We start from the raw sequence: 24,233 nt of genomic DNA, 5'->3' as shown, positions 1-24,233 counted from the left end.
GTCTCATAAAATTATATACGTTTATTTTTTAGGTAGCGTATTCCCCACTGTTATCCGGTTCAATAACAGTGCTCTAATCCCCTTCCAACCCATGTATAGGCTTCATTCTACCCCATTGTTTACAACTTGGACAATGCCAATGCAAATGTTTACCACCAAATCCACATTGTCCGCATCGATACACTGGTTTATTATCTAAAAATTTACTGGTTATATCATATAACATTTGTAACTTGTCACGAACCTTACCGTGATCTGACTCAAGATGCCAATAGATAAGTCGATTTAATCCTCGAATTGAAGGATGTTTGCTTAAATTGTCTGCTACGAAATCTATAGCCGCATCCATATTTTTACTTTGGCGCAAATATTCAGCAATGACGAAAATCACAGATGCTCTCGGATGCTCTGCCAAAGTCTGTTCAAGATAATGAATACAATCAGGCATTAAATCCAGTTCTTTATGGCAAAAAACAAGCGGTTCAATAATTTCAGTTAAAAATTCAGCATCTTGAAGCGGAACCTTTTTTAAAGATCGTATTGCCTGTTTGTAGCGCCCTTCTTTCATTTCAATATTGGCATTCATCAAACTAGCTCTGACTGATTCAGGATCAACGTTCATTGCCTGTTTGATGCAATATACGGCCCTATCAATGGCATTCACTTTTAATGACTGAGTCGCCATCTCGCAATAATAATGAGCCGCCTGGTTGTGCAAACTGTTACCTGTTGAAATTTCAAGCTTTTTAATTACGTCCAAAGCTTTTTCCCAGGCTTTTTCCTGTTGATAGATTGCTAACAAGCCTTGCAGACTGCTTGTTTCACGGCTTCCGCCGAGCTCTACTACCTCCAGAAATATACGCTCAGCGCGGTCAAACACACCGGCACTCATATAATCCTGCCCAAGAGCCATTAATGCCTCTTTTCTCTGCAAGATGCTCAACTGTGGCCTTGCAATTAAATTCTGATGAATACGGATTGCCCTATCCACTTCACCACGCCGCCTGAACAAACTTCCCAAAGCAAGATGAGTTTCTACGGTATCGCTATCCACCTCAAGCAACTTGATAAAAATATCCACCGCTTTATCAGATTGTTCATTCAATAAATAATTAAGACCAACAACGTATTCACGGGACAATCGATTGGTGACATTCGGATTTTTATCCTGATTATTGCGGTTCGCAACCCACCATCCAGACCATGCGGCAGCAGGCAACAAGAGTGGCCATAGATTAATCATTTATTAATTTCCCTCACTGCATGCATACTGGGTTTTCCTGCTAATAAAAGAATTAATGCTGATCCTGTAAAGGAATTGAGCGTAAATTTTTGATTTCTTTTTCTGTAAGTTTTAACTGATTTTTTATCTTATGACATTCCAGTTTCAGACGCCAGTATCTGCCTATAAACAGTATAAAGCCAACAAAAATCCCAACCCCAAGCATAATGGTCATAAGCACAGCAATAGGCATGGAAACCGTTTTAAAATAAAAATTAACAGCGACAGATGAGGCGTTTAAGGCAGCAAAACTAACACCAATGATAATGAGCAGAATATAAGTAACCAGCATTAGTATGCGCATTCAGTATTCCTTATAACTTTATACTCTAAATGATTAATCATAACATGAACATTTCCAATAAGTCAGTTAAATGAACTTAAAAAATACGTCTTAATAATTCACGTTAAATTAACGTGAGTTATGGATAAGCTTGTTTTATTCAGTCGTTACTTCGATGCCGTTTGGGCTGAGGAGAGGCGGTAGCCTCGTCTCGAAGCCCTTAGCACCATGCCAAGGCTTCGAGACAGCGCTATCGCGCTTCCTCAGCCCGAATGGATCGAGGTAAACACTGGCTCAAACAACGTTCTTATCCATAACTCAAATTAAATTAGTTCACACAAACAAAAAAAGCGCAGATTTCTCTACGCTTTTTTACACAACAATAAAGAATTATTCGCCTTCTTTACTTGCCATTTTTTCTTTCAATAAATCACCCAGAGTTGTTGAAGTACCTTCTGCTCTTGAGTATTTTTTGATTGCTTCAGCTTCGTCTTGAGCATCTTTCGCTTTAACAGAAAGAGTGATTGAACGATTCTTTCTGTCAACATTGATGATCTTGGCTTCGATTTCATCGCCCTCTTTTACAAGAGTAGTCGCATCATCAACGCGCTCGTCAGACAGTTCACTGGCACGGATAGTTCCAGTAATATCATCAGCCAATGCTACAGTAACCGACTTGGCATCTACTGCTGTTACAGTTCCTTTAACGATTGCGCCTTTAGTATATGAATCAGCAAAACTTGTGAAGTTATCACCTTCAAGTTGTTTGATTCCTAAAGAAATACGCTCACGCTCTGGATCGATTGCTAAAATCACAGCTTCCAGCTCTTGGCCTTTCTTAAACTGTTTTACAGCCTCTTCACCAGGAACAGTCCAGGAAATATCTGACAAGTGAACCAGACCATCAATCTCGCCATCAAGACCAATAAAGATTCCAAAGTCAGTGATAGAACGAATCTTGCCACTTACTTTCTGACCTTTGCTGTGTACAGAAGCGAATTGCTGCCATGGATTACCTACACATTGCTTCATACCCAGAGAGATACGACGACGGTCTTCATCAATTTCAAGAACCATTACGTCAACTACATCGCCCATAGATACGACTTTGCTTGGATGAACGTTTTTGTTAGTCCAATCCATTTCAGACATGTGTACTAAACCTTCTACACCTTCTTCAATTTCAACGAAGCAACCGTAATCAGTGATGTTGGTTACTTTACCTTGCAGACGCTTGGTTAACGGATAACGCTCAACCAGGTCAACCCAAGGATCATTACCTAATTGTTTCATACCTAAAGAAACACGGTTTCTTTCGCTATCGAAACTTAATACCTTAACTTTAACATCTTGACCTACTGACAGTAATTCACTTGGATGTTTAACACGTTTCCAGGAAATATCAGTGATGTGTAACAGGCCGTCTATGCCGCCAAGATCAATGAACGCACCGTAATCGGTAAGGTTCTTGACGATACCATGAAGTTCCTGGCCATCATGTAATGATTCGAGCAGGGCTTGTCTGTCAGCACTACTTTCTTCTTCAACCACTGCACGACGTGATACAACGATATTGTTGCGCTTCAGATCCATCTTGATTACTTTAAACTCAAGTTCTTTACCTTCAAGGTAAGAAGGATCTCTTACTGGTCTTACATCCACTAACGAACCAGGCAGGAATGCGCGTATGGTACCAATTTCAACAGTAAAGCCACCTTTGACTTTACCAGAAATGAGACCAGTAACTGTTTCATTATTTTCATGGGATTTGGACAATTTGCGCCATGCTTCCTGACGCTTGGCTTTTTCTCTTGAAAGCAGCGTTTCGCCGTAGCCGTCTTCTACTGAATCCAATGCTACTTCGACAGTATCGCCCAGGCTAATTTCCAGTGCGCCATCTTTGTCATAGAATTCTTCTACAGCAACAATACCTTCTGACTTCAAGCCAGCATTTAATGTTACGTAGTCATCATCTATACCAATAACTTTAGCTGTGATAATGGCACCAGGATAAAATTGAGCGCCGACAATACTTTGCTCAAATAGTTCTTTGAAACTTTCAGACATGTTAATAAACTCTTTAGTAAAAAAATGGAAGAATGAGGTCCGCTCACCTTCCCCCCCAACAAAAAAACAATCATTCTACACACTATTTAGATGTTTACCTAATAATAGTAATACATTCTGATAGACTTGTACAATTGTTAATCCGGTTGTATCGATTTTAACAGCATCTTCTGCTGGTTTCAGTGGTGCGTGTGTACGAGCAGTATCCCTTGTATCACGTTTAACCAATTCTTCTACAACCTGCGCGAGGCTAACATTAATTCCACTATCTTTCAACTGTAAATAGCGTCTATTTGCTCTTTCTTCACTGGTTGCATACAAAAAGACCTTTAAAACTGCATCAGGAAACACTACTGTGCCCATATCTCTGCCATCGGTGACCAGACCCGGCGGCTGAGCAAAGTTTCTCTGGCGCTCAAGCAATGCTTGTCTGACCTCAGGTATAGCGGCAATTTTTGATGCATCCTGCCCGCATTGCTCGCTACGAATGTGTTGAGATACATCTTCATCATCCAGGATTACCTGTGTTTCATTTTCAGCAGAAGATTCAAAACGCAAATTCAGATTCAAGGCCAACTGTGTGAGTTGCTCCATATTATCCATATTATCCGGATTAATTCCATTTTTACGGACGGCATAAGCCAAAACACGGTAAATTGCTCCACTATCAAGCATATTCCATCCCAGATGTTTGGCCAGTAAATGACACAAAGTCCCTTTGCCCGTACCGCTGGGGCCGTCTAAAGTAATGACGGGTACTCTTTTATCAATCATTGTCAACTATATCCTCTATACGAAAATGAAGTGAGTTTGCAGTGGCGACAAAACCAGGAAATGAAGTCGCAACATTCACACAGTTTTTAATAGTCACCGGATTTTCTGCAACAGCACCAGCTACCGCAAAAGACATAGCAATTCGGTGATCACCATAGCTATCCACTACCCCACCCTGCATTTTGCCACCATGAATGACAATACCGTCCTCTAATGCTTCAGCCTTAATCCCCATATGAATCAAACCATCAGCCATAGCACCAATCCTGTCACTTTCTTTCAGGCGCAATTCTTTTGCTCCGCGCAAAACCGTTTTTCCTTCAGCACATGCTGCCGCTATAAAAATGACAGGAAATTCATCAATGGCTAATGGGACCATAGTGACAGGAATTTCAATCCCTTTTAACGGTGCGTGTCTGATTTGCAGATCGGCTACTGCTTCTTCACCAAAATTCCTTTCATTTAAAATGGTAATATCAGCACCCATGGTCTTTAAAATATGGATAATACCTGTCCGAGTCGGATTAATACCCACGCTGTGAATCAAAATATCAGAACCCGGAATAATGCTTGCAGCCACAATAAAAAAAGCAGCTGATGAAATATCGCCAGGCACTGTTACCGTAGTCCCCTTAAACTCACTTTTACCATCAATTTCAATCACATTTCCCTTTATCTCCAGAGGATAGGAAAAGGTTTTCAGCATTCTTTCGGTGTGATCACGACTAACGCCGGTTTCAGTAATACGCGTCTTACCCTCAGCATAAAGTCCAGCCAATAAAATACATGATTTTACCTGCGCACTTGCCTCAGGCATCACATAATCAATCCCGTTCAGCTTATTTCCTCCTTTAATGACAATCGGAGGCTTGCCTTCATTTGTAGCAACAAGGGCACCCATTTGGCTTAAAGGTTTGCTGATACGCAGCATGGGCCTTTTTAATAAGCTTTCATCTCCGGTAAGTTCACTATCAAACTGCTGAGCAGCCAGCAAGCCAGCGAGTAAACGCAGGCTGGTACCGGAGTTACCGCAATCAACAACCTGATTTGGCTTTTTTAGCCCGTATTTACCCACACCATGAATCACAACCTTTTGTTCAGCAGGGCCTTCAATAGATACGCCCATAGCTTTAAATGCTTTCAGAGTTGCAAGACAGTCCTCACCATCCAGAAAGCCGTTAACCGTTGTTGTGCCATTGGCTATTGCTCCAAAAATGATGGAGCGATGGGAAATTGATTTATCCCCAGGGACATTAATACTCCCAGAGAGTGCAGTAACTGGATTACTGACAAAATTTAATGTGCTCACTAACTGTTTTCCTTTGCAAAGTCAGACATAAAGTCAATTAAAGCATTTACCCCGGCCATTGGCATGGCATTATATAAGCTCGCTCTTAATCCACCTGCATAGCGATGTCCTTTTAAAGCGCAAAGATTACGTTGCTCCGCTTCTTGAATAAATTGGGCTTCCAAAGCAGTATCTCTAAGTGAGAAACAGATATTAACCAGAGAACGGGCTTCAGGCACCACTTTTGTTGTATAAAACTCTGTATCATCAAGATATTGATACAAAGCAGCTGCCTTTAAACAATTTTGCTGGAATAAAGCATCAACACCACCCTGCTTCTTTATCCATTCAAACATTTTCAAAGCCAGATAGCAGTTAAATACTGGTGGCGTGGCATAAAGTGATCGATATTCCGCCTGTATTTTGTAATTCAGCATAGTAGGGATTACCGGATCTGGCAAACGCTCTAATAAATCATTTCTGACAATCACTACAGTTAAACCGGCATTAGCAATATTCTTCTGCGCTCCAGCAAAGATTAAACCATATTGACTCACATCAAGAGGCTCACTTAACAAACAGGAAGTCATATCTGCAATTAAAGGTATAGAGCCTGTCTGGGGAACGTAAGGAAAACGAACACCATTGACTGTTTCATTAGGGGTGTAATAGATATACGAAGTATCTTTTTTGCTGTTCCAGCTATTTGCAGCAGGAACAGAGGTATAATCATTTTTCTGTTCACTAGCGATGCAATATGCTTTTTTTAATTTTTGTGCCTCTTCCAAAGCCATTTGAGACCAGATACCGGTAACCAAATAGCCTGCCTCTTCGTCTTGCTGCAAAAAATTCATAGGAATCATGGCAAATTGCGTGCGTGCCGCACCGCCCAAAAACAATACCTGATAATGTTCTGGAATCGCGAGTAATTCCCTGAGTAATTGTTCTGCACATTCAAGCAAAGAGATGAATTCATTTGTTCGGTGGCCAACTTCAAGAACAGACATTCCCAAATGTTGCCAATTCAGTAGTTCTGCCTGAGCCTCTTTTAATACAGGCTCAGGAAGCATTGCAGGACCAGCACCAAAATTATAAGTCCTGACTTTCATTATTGTTGTCTTCGTTTTCTATGGATGCATCATCAGTTGACTCGATTGACTCATCAGAATCATCACCTATGTCTTCAATCTTCTGCATTCCAACTACCAACTCCCCAGCGCTGACGTTAATCAACCGCACACCCTGAGTGTTTCTGCCAATAATTGACAATTCATTTACTTTAAAACGCACCAATGTTCCCTTGTCAGTGATGAGCATGGCTTCATCACCATCAGTCACTTGTATGGAACGAACAACCTTACCATTACGTTCAGTAACCTGTATGGAGATAACTCCCTGGCCACCTCTGCCTGATACGCGATATTCTTCAATATCAGTACGCTTTCCATATCCATTTTCAGTGGCGGTTAAAATGGTCCCATTAGGATGGACAACGACCAGTGATTTAACTTCCTGGCCTTCTTCAATTCGTATACCGCGTACACCTCTGGCCGTACGACCCATGGGCCGAACTTTGCTTTCAGCAAAACGAATCACCTTTCCTGCGTCAGTAAAGAGCATAATATCACGCTCACCATCAGTGATATCAACCCCAACCAGACGGTCATCATCATCCAGATCCACAGCAATAATACCGTTAGAGCGAGGTCTGCTAAAGGCAGTTAATGGTACTTTCTTAACCGTACCTTTCTTGGTTGCCATAAAGACATAAGAACCATCCAGGTATTCACGTACAGGTAACATGGCATTAATTTCTTCATTCTCAGCCAAAGGCAGGATATTAATAATAGGTCTGCCGCGCGAAATACGACTTGCCAATGGCAATTGATAGGCTTTTAGCCAATATAATTTACCATGGTTAGAGAAGCACAACAGGGTATCGTGAGTGCTGGCAATAACCAGTTTTTCAACAAAGTCTTCATCTTTAACATGCGTAGCCGATTTACCTTTACCGCCACGGCGCTGAGCCTGATAAGCAGTGATCGGTTGATATTTGACATAGCCCTGATGAGACAAGGTAACAACCACATCTTCTTCAGTAATTAAATCTTCTATGGTTAAATCTTCTTGTGATGCGGTAATTTCAGTACGGCGCTCATCGCCAAACTGGGTTTTGATTTCCAGTAATTCATCACGAATCACTTGCATCAAACGCTCTGGCGAAGCCAGAATATCCAGTAATTCTTTGATGACACGCAATAACTCTTCAAACTCATTAAGGATCTTGTCTTGCTCCAGAGCAGTTAATCGATGCAGTCTTAATTCGAGGATTGCTTGTGCCTGTGCTGCAGATAATTTATATCCACCTGCATTTAAACCAAATTCATCAGTCAAATCATCAGGTCTTGACGCATTGGCACCAGCTTTTTCAAGCATTGCTTTAACAAGGCCTGGTTGCCATGATTTTGCCAGTAAGGCATCTTTTGCATCCTGAGGTGTAGGCGACTGTTTAATTAAGGCAATCATTTCATCAATATTAGCCAGCGCTATGCCTAAACCTTCCAATAAATGAGCACGAGCTCTTGCCTTTTTCAATTCGAATATGGTTCTTCTCGTAACTACTTCACGACGATGTTTAATAAAGTATTCAAGAATCTGTTTCAGGTTCAAAGTGCGCGGCTGCCCGTCAACCAGTGCCACCATATTAATTCCGAAAACATTCTGCATTTGCGTATGGGCATATAAGTTATTGAGAATCACATCAGCAACTTCATTACGCTTAATTTCAATAACAACACGCATACCCTGCTTGTCAGACTCGTCTCTTAGTCCGGAAATCCCTTCGATTTTTTTATCTCGTACCAATTCAGCAATACGTTCAACCAGACGCGCCTTATTTACCTGATAAGGTAATTCGTGGATGATGATTGCCTGTCTTCCTGAGTTATCATCTGTTTCAATTTCTGTTCTGGCACGGATAACAACCCGTCCTTTACCAGTACGATAACCTTGAATAATGCCTGCGCGGCCATTGATAATCGCAGCTGTTGGAAAATCAGGACCTGGAATAATTTCCATAATATCGTCCAGACTGGTTTCTGGTTCATCAATCAGAGCGATACAGGCATTAATTACTTCGGTGAGGTTATGAGGAGGAATGTTTGTAGCCATACCTACTGCGATACCTGAAGAACCGTTAACTAATAGATTGGGTACTCTTGAGGGCAGAACAACTGGTGCAAATTCTGTCTCGTCATAGTTAGGACTGAAATCTACAGTTTCCTTATCCAAATCAGCCAGGAGAGCATGAGCTACTTTGGACATTCTTACTTCGGTGTATCGCATTGCCGCAGGAGCATCGCCGTCTACTGATCCGAAGTTTCCCTGACCATCAACCAGCAGATAACGCAAAGAAAACGGTTGCGCCATACGTACTATAGTATCGTATACAGCAGTATCGCCATGTGGGTGGTATTTACCGATTACGTCCCCGACCACACGGGCGGATTTTTTATAAGGCTTATTCCAGTCATTGCCTAATTCGCTCATCGCGTAAAGCACACGTCTGTGTACTGGTTTTAAACCATCGCGCACATCAGGTAAAGCTCTTCCTACAATTACGCTCATAGCATAATCCAGATAGGATTGCTTCAATTCGTCTTCAATATTAACGGGCAAGACTTCTTTGGCTGAATAAACCATGATTTGGACGTGTCCTTATTCAATGATTAATATAAATTATGCCAAAGAGGATATCATACCAGCAGCTATAATTGAATCATCTTAGGTTGATGAAAGTTCATGAGGTTTTAGCGATTTTTAATCATTTTTAATAAATCTCTAAAAAAACACCTTAAATTTTAAAAATCATGCTAGGATTTATAAACCAAAACCATGTTTAAATTGACTGTAAGTGCTCATTTTTATATAGTTCCGCACACAAACATAAGTAAGCATGCTGGAATAGCATAAAACAATCAGGAGACACAATGACAGAAAAGACAGCTAAACTAAGCATTGATGGTCAAGGCACGCTGGAATTGCCGATTTACACTCCTACTTTAGGTAATGATGTAATCGATATTACGCAGCTTGGAGCGAATGGCGTCTTCACTTTTGATCAGGGCTTTTTATCTACAGCCTCCTGTGAGTCAAAAATTACTTATATTGATGGTGACCAAGGTGTACTGCTGTATAGAGGATATCCTATTGAGCAACTGGCTGAGAAAAAAGACTTTCTTGACGTCAGTTATCTATTACTCAATGGTGAATTACCCAATAAGGAAGAAAAGAAATCTTTTGTAAGCCTTATTAATAATCACACCATGGTACATCAGCAAATGTACCAGTTTTTAAATGGCTTCCGCCGTGATGCTCATCCTATGGCTATTATGGTCGGTATTGTGGGCGCCCTGTCAGCGTTCTATCACGATACTATGGATCTTAATAATGCTCATGATCGATTTATTTCAGCAATACGCCTGGTTGCAAAAATGCCTACTTTGGCAGCGATGAGCTATAAGTATTCTACTGGTCTTCCTTATATGTACCCACAAAATAAAATGTCTTATGCAGAGAATTTCCTCCATATGATGTTTGGGGTGCCTTCTGAAGATACAACTCCGGATCCTGTTTTGGTCAAAGCTATGGATACTATATTTATCCTTCATGCGGATCACGAGCAAAATGCATCTACTTCTACTGTTCGTCTTGCCGGTTCTACTGGCGCGAATCCCTTTGCCTGTATATCAGCTGGTATCGGCGCATTATGGGGACCAGCTCATGGTGGTGCTAATGAAGCCTGTCTGAACATGTTAAAAGAAATTGGTGATGTAAGCCGTATTCAGGAATACCTCGCAAGAGCTAAAGATAAAAACGATCCATTCCGTCTGATGGGATTTGGACACAGGGTTTACAAGAGCTATGATCCAAGAGCGAAAGTAATGCGTAAAACCTGTTATGACGTTCTGGAAGCCGTTGGAAAGAAAGACGAACCCTTGTTTAAACTGGCAATGGAATTAGAGCGTATCGCACTCGAAGACGATTATTTCATTGAGAAGAAGCTTTATCCTAACGTGGATTTCTATTCAGGACTGACGTTAAGTGCTATAGGCATTCCGACCAACATGTTCACTGTTATTTTCGCTTTGGCACGAACTGTTGGCTGGATGAGCCACTGGATGGAAATGGTTGCCAGCAAATCAAGAATTGGCAGACCACGCCAGCTTTATACTGGCGAAAAAACCCGCGATGTAATTTAAATCCTTAAAATGAGGCAGGGGCCAGTCCCCTCGCCCGCGAAATTAATATATAAAAAACTGTAGTCTTGATGCAGCGACAGCGCTGAGTGATCCTCTCATAATTTTAATCTCGTAAAAAGATGTAAATAAACAGGATGATCTTCGCAAGTAGCCCCTCCACCTCCGGGGGAGGGTGCCCGACAGGGTGGGTGGGGGGATCAAAAAGAGAACTTATTTAAGGTAAAAAGGTCTAAAATAACATGGCCTATTTGATAGAAACTCCTTTTTTGATCCCCCCATCCACCCTGTCGGGCACCTTCCCCCGGAGAGGGGAAGGCGATCCTGCATAGTTCTGAGTGGTACTCAATATGAGAGGATCACTCAGAGCGACAGCGTAATCAAGGCTACGCCTATTTTTATGGGGCAAGGCTCAACCTACATTTTATTTCACCATAGCCAAGGCTTTCTGCCATCCCTGATAATCCCTTTCAACGTTCTCAACTGCCCTCACAGGCTGAAATTCTCTCTCCACATCCCATACCTTTTTCAAAGCTGAGAATGACGAAAATGCTCCGTAGCCTATAGCCGCCAGAATAGCCGCTCCTTTTGCAGTTGTTTCAATGTCAGCGGGCTTTTGTACCTGCAATTGGCATTGATCTGCCAAAAATTGCAAGAACCACTGATTTACAGCCATACCTCCATCCACACGTAATAAGGAGAGATTCATATGGCTGTCTTCTCGCATACAGGCTAATACTTCACGTGTCTGATAACATACGCCTTCTAAGGCCGCTCTGGCAAAATGAGCACGATTAGTGGCTCTTGATAAGCCTGATACAACTGCTCCTGATGTCGACAACCAATGCGGTGCGCCCAACCCCGTAAATGAGGAAACGAGATATACTCCCTCATTACTCTCCAGACTTTGAGCCAAAGTTTCTGTTTCTGCAGAGTTACTAATCAATTTCATTTCATCACGTAACCATTTAACCGTAGTTCCTGCATGATAAATACTCCCCTCCAGGCCATAAGCCAGAGAGCCTTTAATTTTATAGGCAATGGTGGTGAGCAATTTATGCTGAGACATGACTGGTTTGCTTCCTGTATTTAATAACAGAAACCCTCCAGTACCAAATGTTGCTTTAACCATACCTTCATCCAGACAACCTTGTCCGATTAATGCTGCCTGCTGATCTCCCGCAACACCATTTATGGGAATTTCAACTCCTGTCCATTGTGCATCGATAGTGCCAAAATCACTGTCGCTATCACATACCTCGGGCAAGACTGATTCAGGAATAGCGAACAATCTCAACAGCTCTTTATCCCATTGTTCGGTTTTTATATTAAAGAGCATGGTTCTGGATGCATTAGTCACATCAGTTGCATGCCTTTTACCTTTGGTCATGCGCCATATCAGAAAACTGTCTATAGTTCCAAACGCTAATTCCCCTTGTTCTGCAAGCTTTTTTGCTTCAGGTATGTGTTCTAAAAACCAGTTTAATTTACTGGCGGAGAAATAAGGGTCCAAAAGCAAGCCTGTTTTCTCCTGAATCATGCCCTGATATTCCAGAAGCGATCGGCAATATTCTTCGGTACGTCTGTCTTGCCAGACTATTGCGGGAGCAAGGCAACTTCCCGTTTTTTTATTCCAGATGACGGTAGTTTCTCTTTGATTGGTGATCCCGCAGGACAAAATATGATCACTATTGACCTGAGAAATGACATCCTGAATGGCAGTAAGCGTCTTTTGCCATATTTCTTCAGGATCATGTTCTACCCACCCACTGTGAGGATAATATTGAGTGAGTGGATATTGGCTGCTCACGACCAAATCACCTTCAACGGTGTATATCATGGCTCGTGTACTGCTTGTTCCCTGATCTATAGCCAATAAATAATTCATAGCAGCCTCATTCCTTTTATTAGATAACATTAATATTCCTTGGCAATCGGACCAATTTGGTGATAAATATTAATTATTCTACACATTTTCTGCGGAGACAAAAACATGGAACAGGTTTTTGATATTGCGATCATTGGCGGAGGTATTAATGGATGTGGTTGTGCCGCTGACGCTGCTCTGCGTGGTTTGTCGGTCATCCTCTTTGAACAGGATGACCTGGCCTCGAAAACCTCATCAAGCAGCACCAAATTGATTCATGGCGGATTAAGATACCTGGAACACTACGAATTCGGTTTAGTTAAAAAGGCATTGGAAGAACGACAGGTCTTGCTCAATCTCGCGCCGCATCTGGTTCACCCGCAATCGTTTATTTTACCTTATCAAAAACACATGCGGCCTTCCTGGTTATTAAGATTAGGCTTGTTCTTTTATGATCATTTAAGCAGAAAGAACCGTTTACCCAAATGCAAATCCATTCAGAGAAATAAAAAGAACTCCTATTTTAATCCCCTGGTTGAACATTTAAAGCGCGGTTTTTTATTTTATGATGCGGCGACTGATGATGCACGTTTAACCATTACCAATGCCATTGCTGCAAAAAATCATAGTGCGAAAATCCATCCCCATTCAAAAGTGATTAAAGCAGAAGCGGTAAATCATCTATGGCACTTAACAATCCAACCTGCCAGTGGTACTGTTTATAAAGTCGTGGCTAAAAGTATTATCAATGCGGCTGGTCCATGGGTCGAGTCTATAGCACAATTGACCAAAATCGCGGTAAAACAAGAGATGACTCTGGTCAAGGGAAGTCATATTGTGGTGCCGCAAATCTATGAAGGAAAGCATGCTTATTTTTTACAGCATGAAGATAAACGAGTGGTATTCGTCATCCCGTATCATGGTTTCAGTATGATAGGAACTACAGATGTTCCTTTTACAGGAGAGTTGGGGCAAGTTACCATCAGTAATGAGGAAATTGATTATTTAACAACTTTGGTAAACTCTTATTTTAAAACTCAGATAAGCAAAAATGATATTCTCTATTCCTGGAGTGGAGTACGGCCTCTGCTCGCCAATGAAGAAAAGGATGCTAAAGCCCTTAGTCGTGATTATCGTTATGAGTTTATAAAAAATCCAGCCCCAATTGTGACCATTTTCGGGGGGAAAATTACTACATACAGGCAATTGGCAGAAGAAATTGTCAATCAGCTAGCGCCAGTTTTTCCTGAGATGCATCATTCAACGACTAAATATACTCCACTCCCGGGAGCAAGCCTGAACGGAATGGATTTTAGCCAATACGTAAATTACGCTAGAGAAAAATACAGTTGGCTTGATCCCGATTTATTACATCGCTATCTTTACAGTTATGGATGTTCCATGGAATTGTTTCTTTCCCAATGCAATGATATGAAATCATTGGGTAAAAAATACGGCCCATCCTTGTATCAGGTCGAAGTAGATTATCTGATACTGGAAGAATGGGCCAAGAATTGCGATGACATACTAACTCGCCGTACCAAGCTTGGCTTAAGCATGGACACGCAAAGTAAGAAAAGGCTGGCAGAATACCTGGCCGCCGTTACTCCTTGTCCTGATCCAGTTGAGCCCGTATTTCACTGACATCGGCATCTAAAGCCTGCTGTGCCAGTTCCTTTAATGTGGATTCTGGCATGCTTCCAGCATCTGAATAGATAACAATACTGTCTTTAAATACCATCAGATGAGGTATTGATCTGATTTCGAAGAAGTCAGCCAATTCCTGTTGTTCTTCAATATTGACTTTAGCAAAAACAATTCCCGGAAATTGATCAGAAACCTGCTCATATACTTTGGAAAATTGCTTGCACGGAGCACACCATTCCGCCCAAAAATCAATAAACACCAATTCATTTTCATTAATTAATGATTCAAAATCTGCACTGACTAGAGTCTTGCTTGGCATGTTTCTTCCTTGGTATCTATTAAATGAACAATTTTATCGAATATTTGATCAACATCACCAGTACCCGTAACTGTATGAAATTGAGCTGCACTATCACTGTTTAGGGCTTCATTTTTGTAATAATTAATTAATGGAGCGGTTTGTTCATGATAAACCTTTAACCTGTTTCTAACGGTTTCTTCTTTATCATCATCACGCTGTATCAGAGGCTCTTGCGTTTCATCATCCAAACCTTCATTTTTGGGAGGATGATTAATCAGATGATAAACGCGTCCTGATGGCTGGTGAATACGCCGACCGCTTATTCTATTGATGATTTCATCATCATCCACGGCAATCTCAATGACATGATCCAGCTCAATCCCGGCTTCCTTCATTGCGTTAGCCTGAACCAGTGTTCTTGGAAAGCCATCAAATAAAAAGCCATTCGCACAATCTGGTTTTTTCAAACGTTCTTTAACAAGGCCAATGATGATGTCATCAGAAACAAGGCCGCCTTGATCCATAATTTTCTTGGCACTTAAGCCTAAAGGTGTGCCCTGAGCAATAGCAGCACGTAACATATCCCCTGTTGAAATTTGTGGAATTTTATAACGTTCAATTAAACGCGCGGCTTGAGTTCCCTTTCCTGCACCTGGACCGCCTAAAAGCATTAATCGCATCCAAAACTCCTTAACCTTTAATTGTAATTTTTAGATCTGAAAGTATAGCATAATATCAAATTTACCAATTTAATAAATTTGCGAGAATACATCAGTATAAATGTTTCATTCATCCTGTCAAAACCAGGAACGGGATTTTAATGATCCCTTACATGAATTTAACTGCATTGCATAAAGTTGCGACTTGGCTTGCACCTTACGTGCCACAGGCATCAGCCATTCTTTTTTCAGATAGGTCTTTCTTTGATAGCCACCTATTCCTTCATGATACGCCAGATACAGCGAGTAGGGATCTGATCTCGAAATTCCCGCTTTAACCGCAGCCTGGTTAGCATACCAGCCTATAAAATCGACGCCGTCAGTAAAATCGCTGCGTGAGGACAATATAGAGCCATTATTTTCTTTATAATGCTTCCAGGTAGAACGTAGCGCCTGTGTATATCCATAGGCACTGGATGGCCTTTTCCATGGAATAATCCATAATAATTTGCTACGGCCAGGACGCGCCCTGGCGTCAAATTTCGATTCCTGATGAATAATAGCCATCTGAACCGGAACAGGAACCTTCCAGCGCCGCTCAACGTCCTTGGCATCGGTATACCATTTTGGATATTGTTTAAAAATACTGCATATATTATTAACATCAGAAGGCGGTGGTGGCGAAACGCAGGAACTTAATAAAGTACCGGCAAACAGAATCGTCAGAAATTTAAAGTGTGTAATTGTTTTATATAAATTTTTTGTGTTCATAATGACCACGAAAATAAAAAAAAATATAGTAGCAAATTTACTTATTCCAAGTCTATGGGATTTGCTGTTGTTAGCATGAGACGCATGCTAGAATCATGCGAAAAATAAAAAAGGTAAATAATCCACATGACTGTATTAGTATTTGATATAGAAACTATTCCTGATATTGAAGCCGGACGAAAATTATATGATCTGGATGGTTTATCCGATGAAGATACTGCAAAAGCAATGTTTGCCTTAAGGCGTGCTAAAGTTGGTAATGATTTCCTGCCCCATTATTTACAAAAGGTCTGTGCCATTTCACTCGTAATCAGTCATGGCTCACAATTAAAGGTTTGGTCCCTGGGGGACGAGGATTCAGATGAAAAGGAATTGCTTACACGTTTTTTTGCCGGGATTGAAAAACACACACCGACGCTGGTGAGCTGGAATGGCAGTGGCTTTGATCTTCCGGTTTTACATTATCGTTCTCTTTTGCATGGGGTTACCGCTTCAACCTATTGGGAAACAGGAGAAAATCAACAGTCGTTCAAATGGAACAATTATCTGAGTCGTTTCCATTATCGCCATATTGATTTGATGGATCTCGTTGCCGGTTATCAAAACCGGGCGTTTGCTCCGCTGGATGATATTTCAACCATGCTTGGCTTTCCTGGAAAAATGGGAATGTCTGGCTCTAAGGTTTGGGAACAATTTGCCAAGGGCGAGATAAAAAGTATTCGTGATTATTGCGAAACGGACGTTCTTAATACCTATTGCGTGTATTTACGCTTTGAATTAATCAGAGGAACGATTAATCAGGAAGAATACACCAATTCAATAGTGCGTTTGAAAGATTATCTTGCTACAGAAAAGGATAAACAGCATCTGCAGGAGTTTTTAGGATTCATGGCTTAAGGATACAAATAAACAGGATGATCTTCGCAAGTAGCCCCTCCACCTCCGGGGGAGGGTGCCCGACAGGGCGGGTGGGGGGATCAAAACAGAAAGCTCATTTAAGGTAGAAAGCTCTAAAACTACATGGTCTATTTGATAGAAACTCCTTTTTTTGATCCCCCCATCCGCCCTGTCGGGCACCTTCCCCCGGAGAGGGGAAGGCGATTCTGCATAGATCTGAGTGTTCAAGTCAAGGCTACACCTGTTAAAAAGGTCTTTTTCCTGTGCACGTGGCTACAGCTCTATCCTCTTCAATCAGCTTTATCGCCTCTTTGTATTCTCTACTTTCCAGGTAAATTACTGTCTTTTGATAGCGCTCATCTCCCAAACGCACATACGAGTCCAAATCAACAGCATCGGCCCGGTTTGCTACTTGTGTCCATGACCATATAGTGATCCACCATTCTATAACCGGTTTATACATCTCAACCCATGCCAGAACGGAGTCAGTGACACCGCTCTCACCAAAATAGGTGGTCAGCAAGGTCAGTTCTTGATCCTTTCTTAATTTGGCTTCAACAATGAAATAAACCAAATCCCAAAGAAAATCGTTATTACTGGAGTACTCCCAGTCAATCTCATGGATTACCTCTTTTCTATCAGCCCCCCTGCCTTGATAAGATAAAATAAAGTTCATAGGTGTAGTGTCATTATGGCAAGGAAGCATTTTGATTTGGTAGGCAGAAAACAATGCTTTCAAACGCGCCATCTGTTCTTCAATAACATCAATAGAACCCGTGAATGCAAAGTTTTTTGCTTTTAGTGTCTGTAACAAATCTTCATTACGCTGGAAAAAATCAGTGCTGTTTTTAAAAGGTTCGGATGAATGCAGGCGCTTCATCATGCCTGCTATTTCCTGCAGGATATCTTTTCTCTCCAAAGCAGTTTCATCCAGAGGATGCACGCCCTTTATAAATTGGGTCAACTGCAATCCATCTTCGGGATCAAAATGTATGACGGGCACGTTAAGCTTCAATGAATCGCTGGCAGCCTGAAGCGCATTATTTGCTTCATCAGTTCTTCTGATAAATGCAGATGAACCCTTCCCCGGAATTCGTAACACGTATTGTTCTGGAGTATATCTAATGCCTAACTTATAAGTGGTATTAGTCATCCCTCCGGCCAGGAGTTTAAATTTCAATACATCAAGGCCAGCAAAATTAAGTGCTGGAATCCTATGAATAACGGGTAATAAAGAGATATACTTTCTGGTTAGCTGGACACAATCCTTCCATTGGCGGCTCACCATTGCAGCCTTATGTTGCGATTCGGGATCCAATAAGCTTAAGATATAAACTATCAAGTGATCAGGAAGTGCAAGACGAGGATCTTGCCCAAAAAAATTTAATTTCATAGTGGTATCTGGAATGATTAAAAAATAAGCCTTTATTATACAAAACATGATCATATATTGATACAAATTAATATTTATAAAGCAACATCGTGCTGACTCTACCAAAACAGGATAGAACCAAAATGTTGCTACTGTAAGGGGCATGTATGGCTCTGCCACTCATCTACATTTCGCGCAAACAAGGCATAGCATTCGCTTGTTTCCTGGTTTTCTATGAGTTTTTAACTTATATAGCCAATGACATGATCATGCCTGGTATGATTAGCGTTGTTAAATCATTTAGTGCTCCTGAATCAACAGTGGCAACGTCACTGACTATCTACATTCTCGGCGGCGCCAGTCTGCAATTGATCTTAGGCCCGGTTGCAGACACGTATGGACGCAGGCCAATGATGTTGCTTGGTGCTTTTCTCTTCTTTCTGTTCACCATCCTGATTGCCTGCTCTAATTCAATGAATCAGTTTCTGGCGGCACGATTCTTCCAGGGCATGGGACTTTGTTTTATAGGTGTCATCGGGTATGCAACCATTCAGGAAATTTTTGAGGAAATGGATGCTATTCGTTTAATCGCAATCATGGCTAATGCCGCCATTTTAGCGCCTCTTCTGGGACCTGTATTAGGGGCTCTTGTTATTTATTACACCAGTTGGCGTGTCATCTTCATAGTGATTGCTGCCTTTGCAGTATTTGCTCTTTGGGGTTTATGGGCTTACATGCCTGAGCCCATAGGCCAGATTAAAAGGGATGGTCAGCAAATTCCTAAAGCGCCTTTCTCACCCAAAGCCGTCTTCAAAAACTATTGGTTATTAGTAAGTAATCTTCCTTTTAGCTACAGTACCCTGGCCATCGGTTTGGTCGGAATCCCATGCCTCGCCTGGATAGCTTTGGCACCTGTAATTCTGATAGCAGAAGGCAAACTGACAGTAATTCAGTATGGACTCTGGCAGCTTCCTATTTTCGGGGCAACGATATTAGGTAACTGGTTTTTGCACCGCTTAACCTATAAATATAAAATTAAATCCATTATCTTTTTAGGTAGCGTTATTATGACGGCAGGCATGGTACTGATGGCTCTGCTGCCTTATTTATATGGTGAGCATTATCAATACCTGCTGCCAGGTATTATTATTTATTTTTTCTCCCTAAGTGTTATTACCGCTCCTTTAAACCGACATTGCCTCTTTGTTACTTCTGTAACTAAAGGAACCGCATCAGCGCTGATTAGCCTGGGCACCATGGTAATTGGCGCGCTGGGCATTGAATTCGCCAGTATGTTTTATCATTCACACAGCAATCTTTACTTTGCATTATGTTGCAATTTAATCGGCCTGCTTTATTTATTTTTTGTAAGCCTAGCTTTCTATGGAAGTAAAGATTGAAATTCAATGTGAGCAAAAACAAATCAAAAGAAACAATATGGTACAGTTAGGAGATTAATTGACTTGGAAATGAATGATGTTACACTGTGCGCTTTAGTCTTTCTGTTACAGCTTTCATATTTACGTTTTAAGGAAACATTATGTCGTTACAAAATGATTTTGATAAAATTGATAAAAAATTCGCAGCATTCGAAAATTTCCTGGTGCAACCTACTGATGAGCAATCACAAGTACTTGATTTATTAACAGAATCATTGGGAGCAGAAGATAAAAATACGATAGCCAAGGCGGCAGAGGAGTTAAAAAAGATCAGAACATTTTATCAGAATCGCTTTGAAGCTAACACAGGAGTAATTGCACAAGCTGTAATACTTGCTGAATATGATGCATTGTACCACAACCTTTACAAGATAACGGCAAATGAAATAAGCGCTGAAGAGGTTTTGGAAGAAATAGAAAATGATACTTTGCTCTGGGAAGCCGGTATTATCATTAAGAATATTTTGAATGTTTGCGCAGCCCTGCTCTGGCTTTTACCTGTTGCTGCATCTCTGGTGATCATGCCTTTTATCGTACCATTTCTCTCAATAAATCCTTTCCTGGGTGTGTCACTGCTTATCACTTGTAGTGCAGCACTCATATTTGGACTGTATGAAGCACTAGACAATTTATCGTATATTACTTCGCTGGAACCTGTTGAAGAGAATCTCCTGGTTGAACTTTCATTCTTTTCTAAAATGAACACTTTATATAAGCCAGATGGAATGGATGCACCTGAATCAGAGGATTCAGATTACGACTGTGAGCGTTCATACGATATTTTCGCTCAAGTTTAAAGCTCATAGGGAGGGTTCACGCATCACTGCCATTAACTTAACGTGATTTTCGGATAAGAAGCTTGTTTGATCCAGTCGTTACTTCGATGCCGTTCGGGCTGAGGAGAGGCGGTAGCCTCGTCTCGAAGCCTTAGCACCATGCCAAGGCTTCGAGACAGCGCTATCGCGCTTCCTCAGCCCGAACGGGATCGAGGTAAACACTGGATAAAACAAGCTTCTTATCCGAAACTCACGTTAAGTTAAGGCATTTCGCGTGAATCCTATCTAAAATAATTAAAGGAATGATTATGACATTTAAAAAAGCTCTTTCTACTTTTGCACTTGGTTCTGTTTTGATTGCCTCACTCCCGTTACATGCTGCAGACATTATTTCCCGTACCTATGAATTTGAACCAGGGATTCCCCTGAACATAGATAATCCCTTGTTCTGGCAACTCGATACTTTATGTACCATTGACATTAAAGATCCGGAAATTCGTTTAACAGGAGTGATGAAAAGGAAAAATGGGGAAATTAACGGCTGGGTTTTAAAACAAGGCGAGTCGATCTCTGTAGTCGTCAAAAACAAAGATGTAATGCATATTATTGCTGATGTAGGTGCTCGAGTGGAAATTACCAATCAGGGACAGTCAGTTGTAGTCGCTACCTGTAGAATTTAATCAATCTTCTTTCATAACTCACGTTGTCCTGAGCGCGTCTTTTTGCGCGAAGGATCTCCTGAAAGCGGCATTCCACCAGTATTTGGAGATCCTTCGCGCAAAAAGAAACGCTCAGGACGACGTAAATCGAAGAGACAGCTGCGCAGCAAGCGCAGACCGGGCTTTAAAAAATCAACCAATACCTTGATACGCGGCAGTTAATTTGGTGGTGTAAATGGTGATGATTTCAATTTTTCTTCATCTTTATCAACTTCTGACGTTGAGGCTGGACTTGCTTCTGGAAACATACGGTATAAATTAACTCTTTTATTCTTGAAAGCTATTCCAAAAACATCTTCTGGTGTTGGAGATAACTCCATCATTTCCAATTCATTTTTTACCGCGTCATAAGGGGTAGACTCGCGTACGAAAGCAAGTATGGTATGACAATGTGCCCGTATCTCTTCAAATTCCGCAGCTTCAAGCAGATACCTTATAGATACAAGGGCTTTCTTTTCAGCATTTAGATACTCGTCTCCTTCCTCATTCCTCCTTCCAAGTAAAAGAACATCTCCATCAGCAGCCAAAAAAGCACAAGCCAGCTTCGTTTGAAATGACGAATTTTCTCCAATTTGCTTTATTATCCAATCACGTTGTTCTGGAGTTAATGTTTCAATTATGTCTTGTGTCGCAGGCGGAAAAGGAAATACATTCCCCTTTGCAATATCTGAATCTATCGCCGATAACAATGCCTCTTTCCTTGGCTCAGTAGTAGCGAGAAGCGTCATTTCTTTATCAAGCGTTTGTAGAAAATCAGCATAATCATCAGACGATTCAAATAAAGAACCTACTATCCCTAATCGCTCTTGTCTTTTACTTATTGAAAGAGAGTCACCATTCCTGGCGTTAGAGTCCGAAGCAGCAGGGATTGACAAATTATAGGTGTAATAGTTCTTGAATTCCGTCACTCTTTGACTCAGAGAATCTGTATTTCCTCTTGGGGATTTCTTTATCTCTTTTATAGCTTCTTCTATTATCTCTTCCCTTAAATGTAAAGAGATATCTCTATCTGTTAGCATTATAGCTTCCTCCTGTAAATTAACCGTACACTATTAACATTTCCTTAGAATACTGATGACTGGTGACCTAGAACAACATCTTCAACACGCTGTATTTGAATTCAAGATGTTCTCCCGCTTCGATAAAAAATGCTCATTTGTCTTTCTTATAGAGACATAATCAATAAAAGATCTATTAGGTTAAAGTATAGACATTTGTAATTTAAACACAAGGAGAGTCTTTTTGGCTGGCCGCAACAAAATTTCCGCTTCCTGACGGTCGCGGCTCGGTTTTCGTGCGTTTGTATTTACTTCAACGTGCACCGGAAACCGAGCCGCGACCGTCAGGAAGCGGAACAGTTAGACTGGCAGGAACAGTGTTCTACCCTGACCCTATGAAAGCTCATTACCACTTCGATCCCGGCTGCAAGCAGCCCGGGCTACATTTGTTTGCGTATCTTATTTGGATGCGAGCTCAAGGGCTCGTATTCTATGGGTTAAGATTTCTTCACTTTTGCCGGATGCGACTCTTTTAAAATAAAAGCGGCAATAATAAAACTTGCTAGAAAGCATAAGGGCATTACCAATAGTGCCGTCTGATAGCTCGATACGCTATAAACATGCACCCCATTGACCAAACGCCAGGCATCAGATTGCTGTAAAAAATATCCCACTAAGGGCTGGAAAATAGCTCCGCCAATTAAGACCGAAAGGTTATTAAATCCCGAAGCTGTTCCCACGTATTCAAGGGAATTATTTTCTTTCACAACAGCAAAGCTTACAGTTTGTCCCCCTGCTCCCAGTCCCAGCACGAATAAAACAAGATAAGTCATGTTGTAAGACAGTCCAGGCCAATAAAGTAAAATCAGAGTAGCAAGTAAACCTAATACAGCACTGATGGTTAGGGCTGCACGGCGACTTTCTACTCGGTCACTAAACCATCCTAATAAGGGACTACCTATCCCTATCCCCAGCCAAATCATGCTGCAAAGTCCAGAAGCTGCGATCACGCTGATTTGAAATTTTTCCTGCAGGTAAGGAACTCCCCAGAGGGCCGCAAATACAGCAATCGGTGTCCAGATAGCAAAAGCATAGCTGCCGATAATCCAGGTGTGAGCGCGTTTGCAGACAACAACCAGCCGTTTCCACTCATCTTTCAGGTAATGACTTGGAATGGACTGATTTTGCTGATGAGGGTAATCCCGAATAAATGCCCAGAAGAATCCGGCCAGAATAAATCCAACAGCAGATAATATAAAACTGGCATTTCGCCAACCGACAAGCCCTATCAGCGAAGCTAAAGGCATTTCACCAAACATGGCACCAACCGAACTCATGAGCTGGGCAATACCGGCCAGGATGGCGAAGTAATGAGGCGGGAACCAACGGGATATAAGTACCAACACACCAATAAATGAAAATGCAGAACCTATACCAATTAAAAATCGTCCGATACAGGCAGTGAAGACACTGTCAGTAGACGCGAAGAACGCTGAACCCAAGGCGCATAAGATAATGGCAAAAGTCATTAATTTACGTGGGCCATAACGATCATATAAAACACCGGCAGGAAGTTGTGACGGTGCATAGGCATAAAAGTAAAAGGCGGAAATGACACCAAATCCTTGTCCGGTTACACCAAAGGTTTTCATCATGGATTCTGCCATGACGCTTGGTGCTACCTGCAATACAAATTCATAAAGATAAAATGAGGCTGCCAGGAAAAATATAAAATATGCTGTAGCCAAGCTCTCGCCAGTTTTTTGTGTTGTTCTTATTGTGTAGTGTGCGCTCAATTCAGGATCACTCCGTTTGGAATCGCCCATTTAAACGCA

At 41.4% G+C, this 24,233-nt stretch carries 20 protein-coding genes; 6 read left to right on the top strand and 14 right to left on the bottom strand.

What is annotated here, in order from left to right:
- Positions 1-73 precede the first annotated feature (73 nt).
- The 7 genes from lapB to gyrA form a co-directional block, all read right to left on the bottom strand.
- A complete protein-coding gene (gene lapB / locus B094_RS0104375) occupies positions 74-1,243 on the bottom strand; it encodes a lipopolysaccharide assembly protein LapB (RefSeq protein WP_018576584.1) in 1,170 nt (389 codons plus the stop codon).
- Positions 1,244-1,295: 52 nt separating this feature from the next.
- The gene (locus B094_RS0104370) at positions 1,296-1,586 is read right to left on the bottom strand and encodes a LapA family protein (protein ID WP_018576583.1); all 291 of its coding nucleotides are present in this window, start codon (positions 1,584-1,586) and stop codon (positions 1,296-1,298) included.
- A gap of 369 nt (positions 1,587-1,955) precedes the next feature.
- On the bottom strand, positions 1,956-3,632 hold the full coding sequence (gene rpsA / locus B094_RS0104365; RefSeq protein ID WP_018576582.1) for a 30S ribosomal protein S1: 1,677 nt from the start codon (positions 3,630-3,632) through the stop codon (positions 1,956-1,958).
- Positions 3,633-3,707: 75 nt separating this feature from the next.
- Positions 3,708-4,406, bottom strand: a complete 699-nt coding sequence (cmk, locus tag B094_RS0104360) for a (d)CMP kinase (protein ID WP_018576581.1) — start codon at positions 4,404-4,406, stop codon at positions 3,708-3,710.
- Positions 4,399-5,715 (bottom strand): 3-phosphoshikimate 1-carboxyvinyltransferase, encoded by a 1,317-nt coding sequence (gene aroA, locus B094_RS0104355; RefSeq protein ID WP_018576580.1) that lies wholly within the window; start codon positions 5,713-5,715, stop codon positions 4,399-4,401. The genes cmk and aroA overlap by 8 nt, the downstream gene beginning before the upstream one ends.
- A complete protein-coding gene (gene serC / locus B094_RS0104350; protein ID WP_018576579.1) occupies positions 5,715-6,803 on the bottom strand; it encodes a 3-phosphoserine/phosphohydroxythreonine transaminase in 1,089 nt (362 codons plus the stop codon). Before serC ends, aroA begins: the two co-directional genes overlap by 1 nt.
- Entirely contained in the window at positions 6,784-9,396 is a 2,613-nt protein-coding gene (gene gyrA / locus B094_RS0104345; protein ID WP_018576578.1) for a DNA gyrase subunit A, read from the bottom strand. The genes serC and gyrA overlap by 20 nt, the downstream gene beginning before the upstream one ends.
- Positions 9,397-9,683: 287 nt before the next feature.
- On the opposite strand from gyrA, the gene gltA reads away from it, so the two are divergent.
- Positions 9,684-10,955 carry a citrate synthase gene (gene gltA / locus B094_RS0104340; RefSeq protein ID WP_018576577.1) on the top strand — a complete coding sequence of 424 codons (1,272 nt, stop codon included), beginning with the start codon at positions 9,684-9,686 and terminating at the stop codon, positions 10,953-10,955.
- A 421-nt stretch (positions 10,956-11,376) separates the two neighbouring features.
- Here gltA and glpK read toward each other — a convergent pair whose 3' ends face one another.
- Positions 11,377-12,840, bottom strand: coding sequence for a glycerol kinase GlpK (gene glpK / locus B094_RS0104335; protein ID WP_026253876.1), 1,464 nt, complete (start codon positions 12,838-12,840; stop codon positions 11,377-11,379).
- A 105-nt stretch (positions 12,841-12,945) separates the two neighbouring features.
- On the opposite strand from glpK, the gene glpD reads away from it, so the two are divergent.
- On the top strand, positions 12,946-14,463 hold the full coding sequence (glpD, locus tag B094_RS0104330; protein ID WP_018576575.1) for a glycerol-3-phosphate dehydrogenase: 1,518 nt from the start codon (positions 12,946-12,948) through the stop codon (positions 14,461-14,463).
- Here glpD and B094_RS0104325 read toward each other — a convergent pair.
- From B094_RS0104325 to B094_RS0104315, 3 genes are all read right to left on the bottom strand, one after another.
- Positions 14,423-14,785: a thioredoxin family protein gene (locus tag B094_RS0104325; RefSeq protein WP_018576574.1), complete on the bottom strand. Its 363-nt coding sequence runs from the start codon at positions 14,783-14,785 to the stop codon at positions 14,423-14,425. The genes glpD and B094_RS0104325 overlap by 41 nt on opposite strands.
- On the bottom strand, positions 14,767-15,447 hold the full coding sequence (adk, locus tag B094_RS0104320) for an adenylate kinase (protein WP_018576573.1): 681 nt from the start codon (positions 15,445-15,447) through the stop codon (positions 14,767-14,769). Before adk ends, B094_RS0104325 begins: the two co-directional genes overlap by 19 nt.
- A 117-nt stretch (positions 15,448-15,564) precedes the next feature.
- A complete protein-coding gene (locus B094_RS0104315; protein WP_018576572.1) occupies positions 15,565-16,197 on the bottom strand; it encodes a transglycosylase SLT domain-containing protein in 633 nt (210 codons plus the stop codon).
- Between the two features lie 126 nt (positions 16,198-16,323).
- Between B094_RS0104315 and B094_RS0104310 the strand changes: the two genes are divergently transcribed.
- Positions 16,324-17,094, top strand: coding sequence for a 3'-5' exonuclease (locus tag B094_RS0104310; protein WP_018576571.1), 771 nt, complete (start codon positions 16,324-16,326; stop codon positions 17,092-17,094).
- Between the two features lie 244 nt (positions 17,095-17,338).
- Here B094_RS0104310 and B094_RS0104305 read toward each other — a convergent pair whose 3' ends face one another.
- Complete coding sequence (locus B094_RS0104305) at positions 17,339-18,487, bottom strand: phosphotransferase family protein (protein ID WP_026253874.1); 1,149 nt, start codon at positions 18,485-18,487, stop codon at positions 17,339-17,341.
- 146 nt (positions 18,488-18,633) lie between these two features.
- Between B094_RS0104305 and B094_RS0104300 the strand changes: the two genes are divergently transcribed.
- The 3 genes from B094_RS0104300 to B094_RS15710 all read left to right on the top strand — a co-directional run bounded on the left by B094_RS0104300 (position 18,634) and on the right by B094_RS15710 (position 21,361).
- Positions 18,634-19,866, top strand: coding sequence for an MFS transporter (locus B094_RS0104300; RefSeq protein ID WP_018576569.1), 1,233 nt, complete (start codon positions 18,634-18,636; stop codon positions 19,864-19,866).
- 140 nt (positions 19,867-20,006) lie between these two features.
- Complete coding sequence (locus B094_RS0104295; RefSeq protein WP_018576568.1) at positions 20,007-20,702, top strand: DUF5638 domain-containing protein; 696 nt, start codon at positions 20,007-20,009, stop codon at positions 20,700-20,702.
- 287 nt (positions 20,703-20,989) lie between these two features.
- Entirely contained in the window at positions 20,990-21,361 is a 372-nt protein-coding gene (locus B094_RS15710; protein ID WP_018576567.1) for a hypothetical protein, read from the top strand.
- 197 nt (positions 21,362-21,558) lie between these two features.
- Here B094_RS15710 and B094_RS0104285 read toward each other — a convergent pair whose 3' ends face one another.
- A complete protein-coding gene (locus B094_RS0104285) occupies positions 21,559-22,419 on the bottom strand; it encodes a hypothetical protein (RefSeq protein WP_018576566.1) in 861 nt (286 codons plus the stop codon).
- A 476-nt stretch (positions 22,420-22,895) separates the two neighbouring features.
- Positions 22,896-24,194: an MFS transporter gene (locus tag B094_RS0104280; protein ID WP_026253873.1), complete on the bottom strand. Its 1,299-nt coding sequence runs from the start codon at positions 24,192-24,194 to the stop codon at positions 22,896-22,898.
- Positions 24,195-24,233: the final 39 nt, after the last annotated feature.

The organism is Legionella shakespearei DSM 23087 (genome assembly GCF_000373765.1).
Taxonomy (GTDB): Bacteria; Pseudomonadota; Gammaproteobacteria; order Legionellales; family Legionellaceae; genus Legionella; species Legionella shakespearei.
Note: the sequence above shows the minus strand (reverse complement) of the source record. Positions and strands in the feature narration are given on the sequence as shown.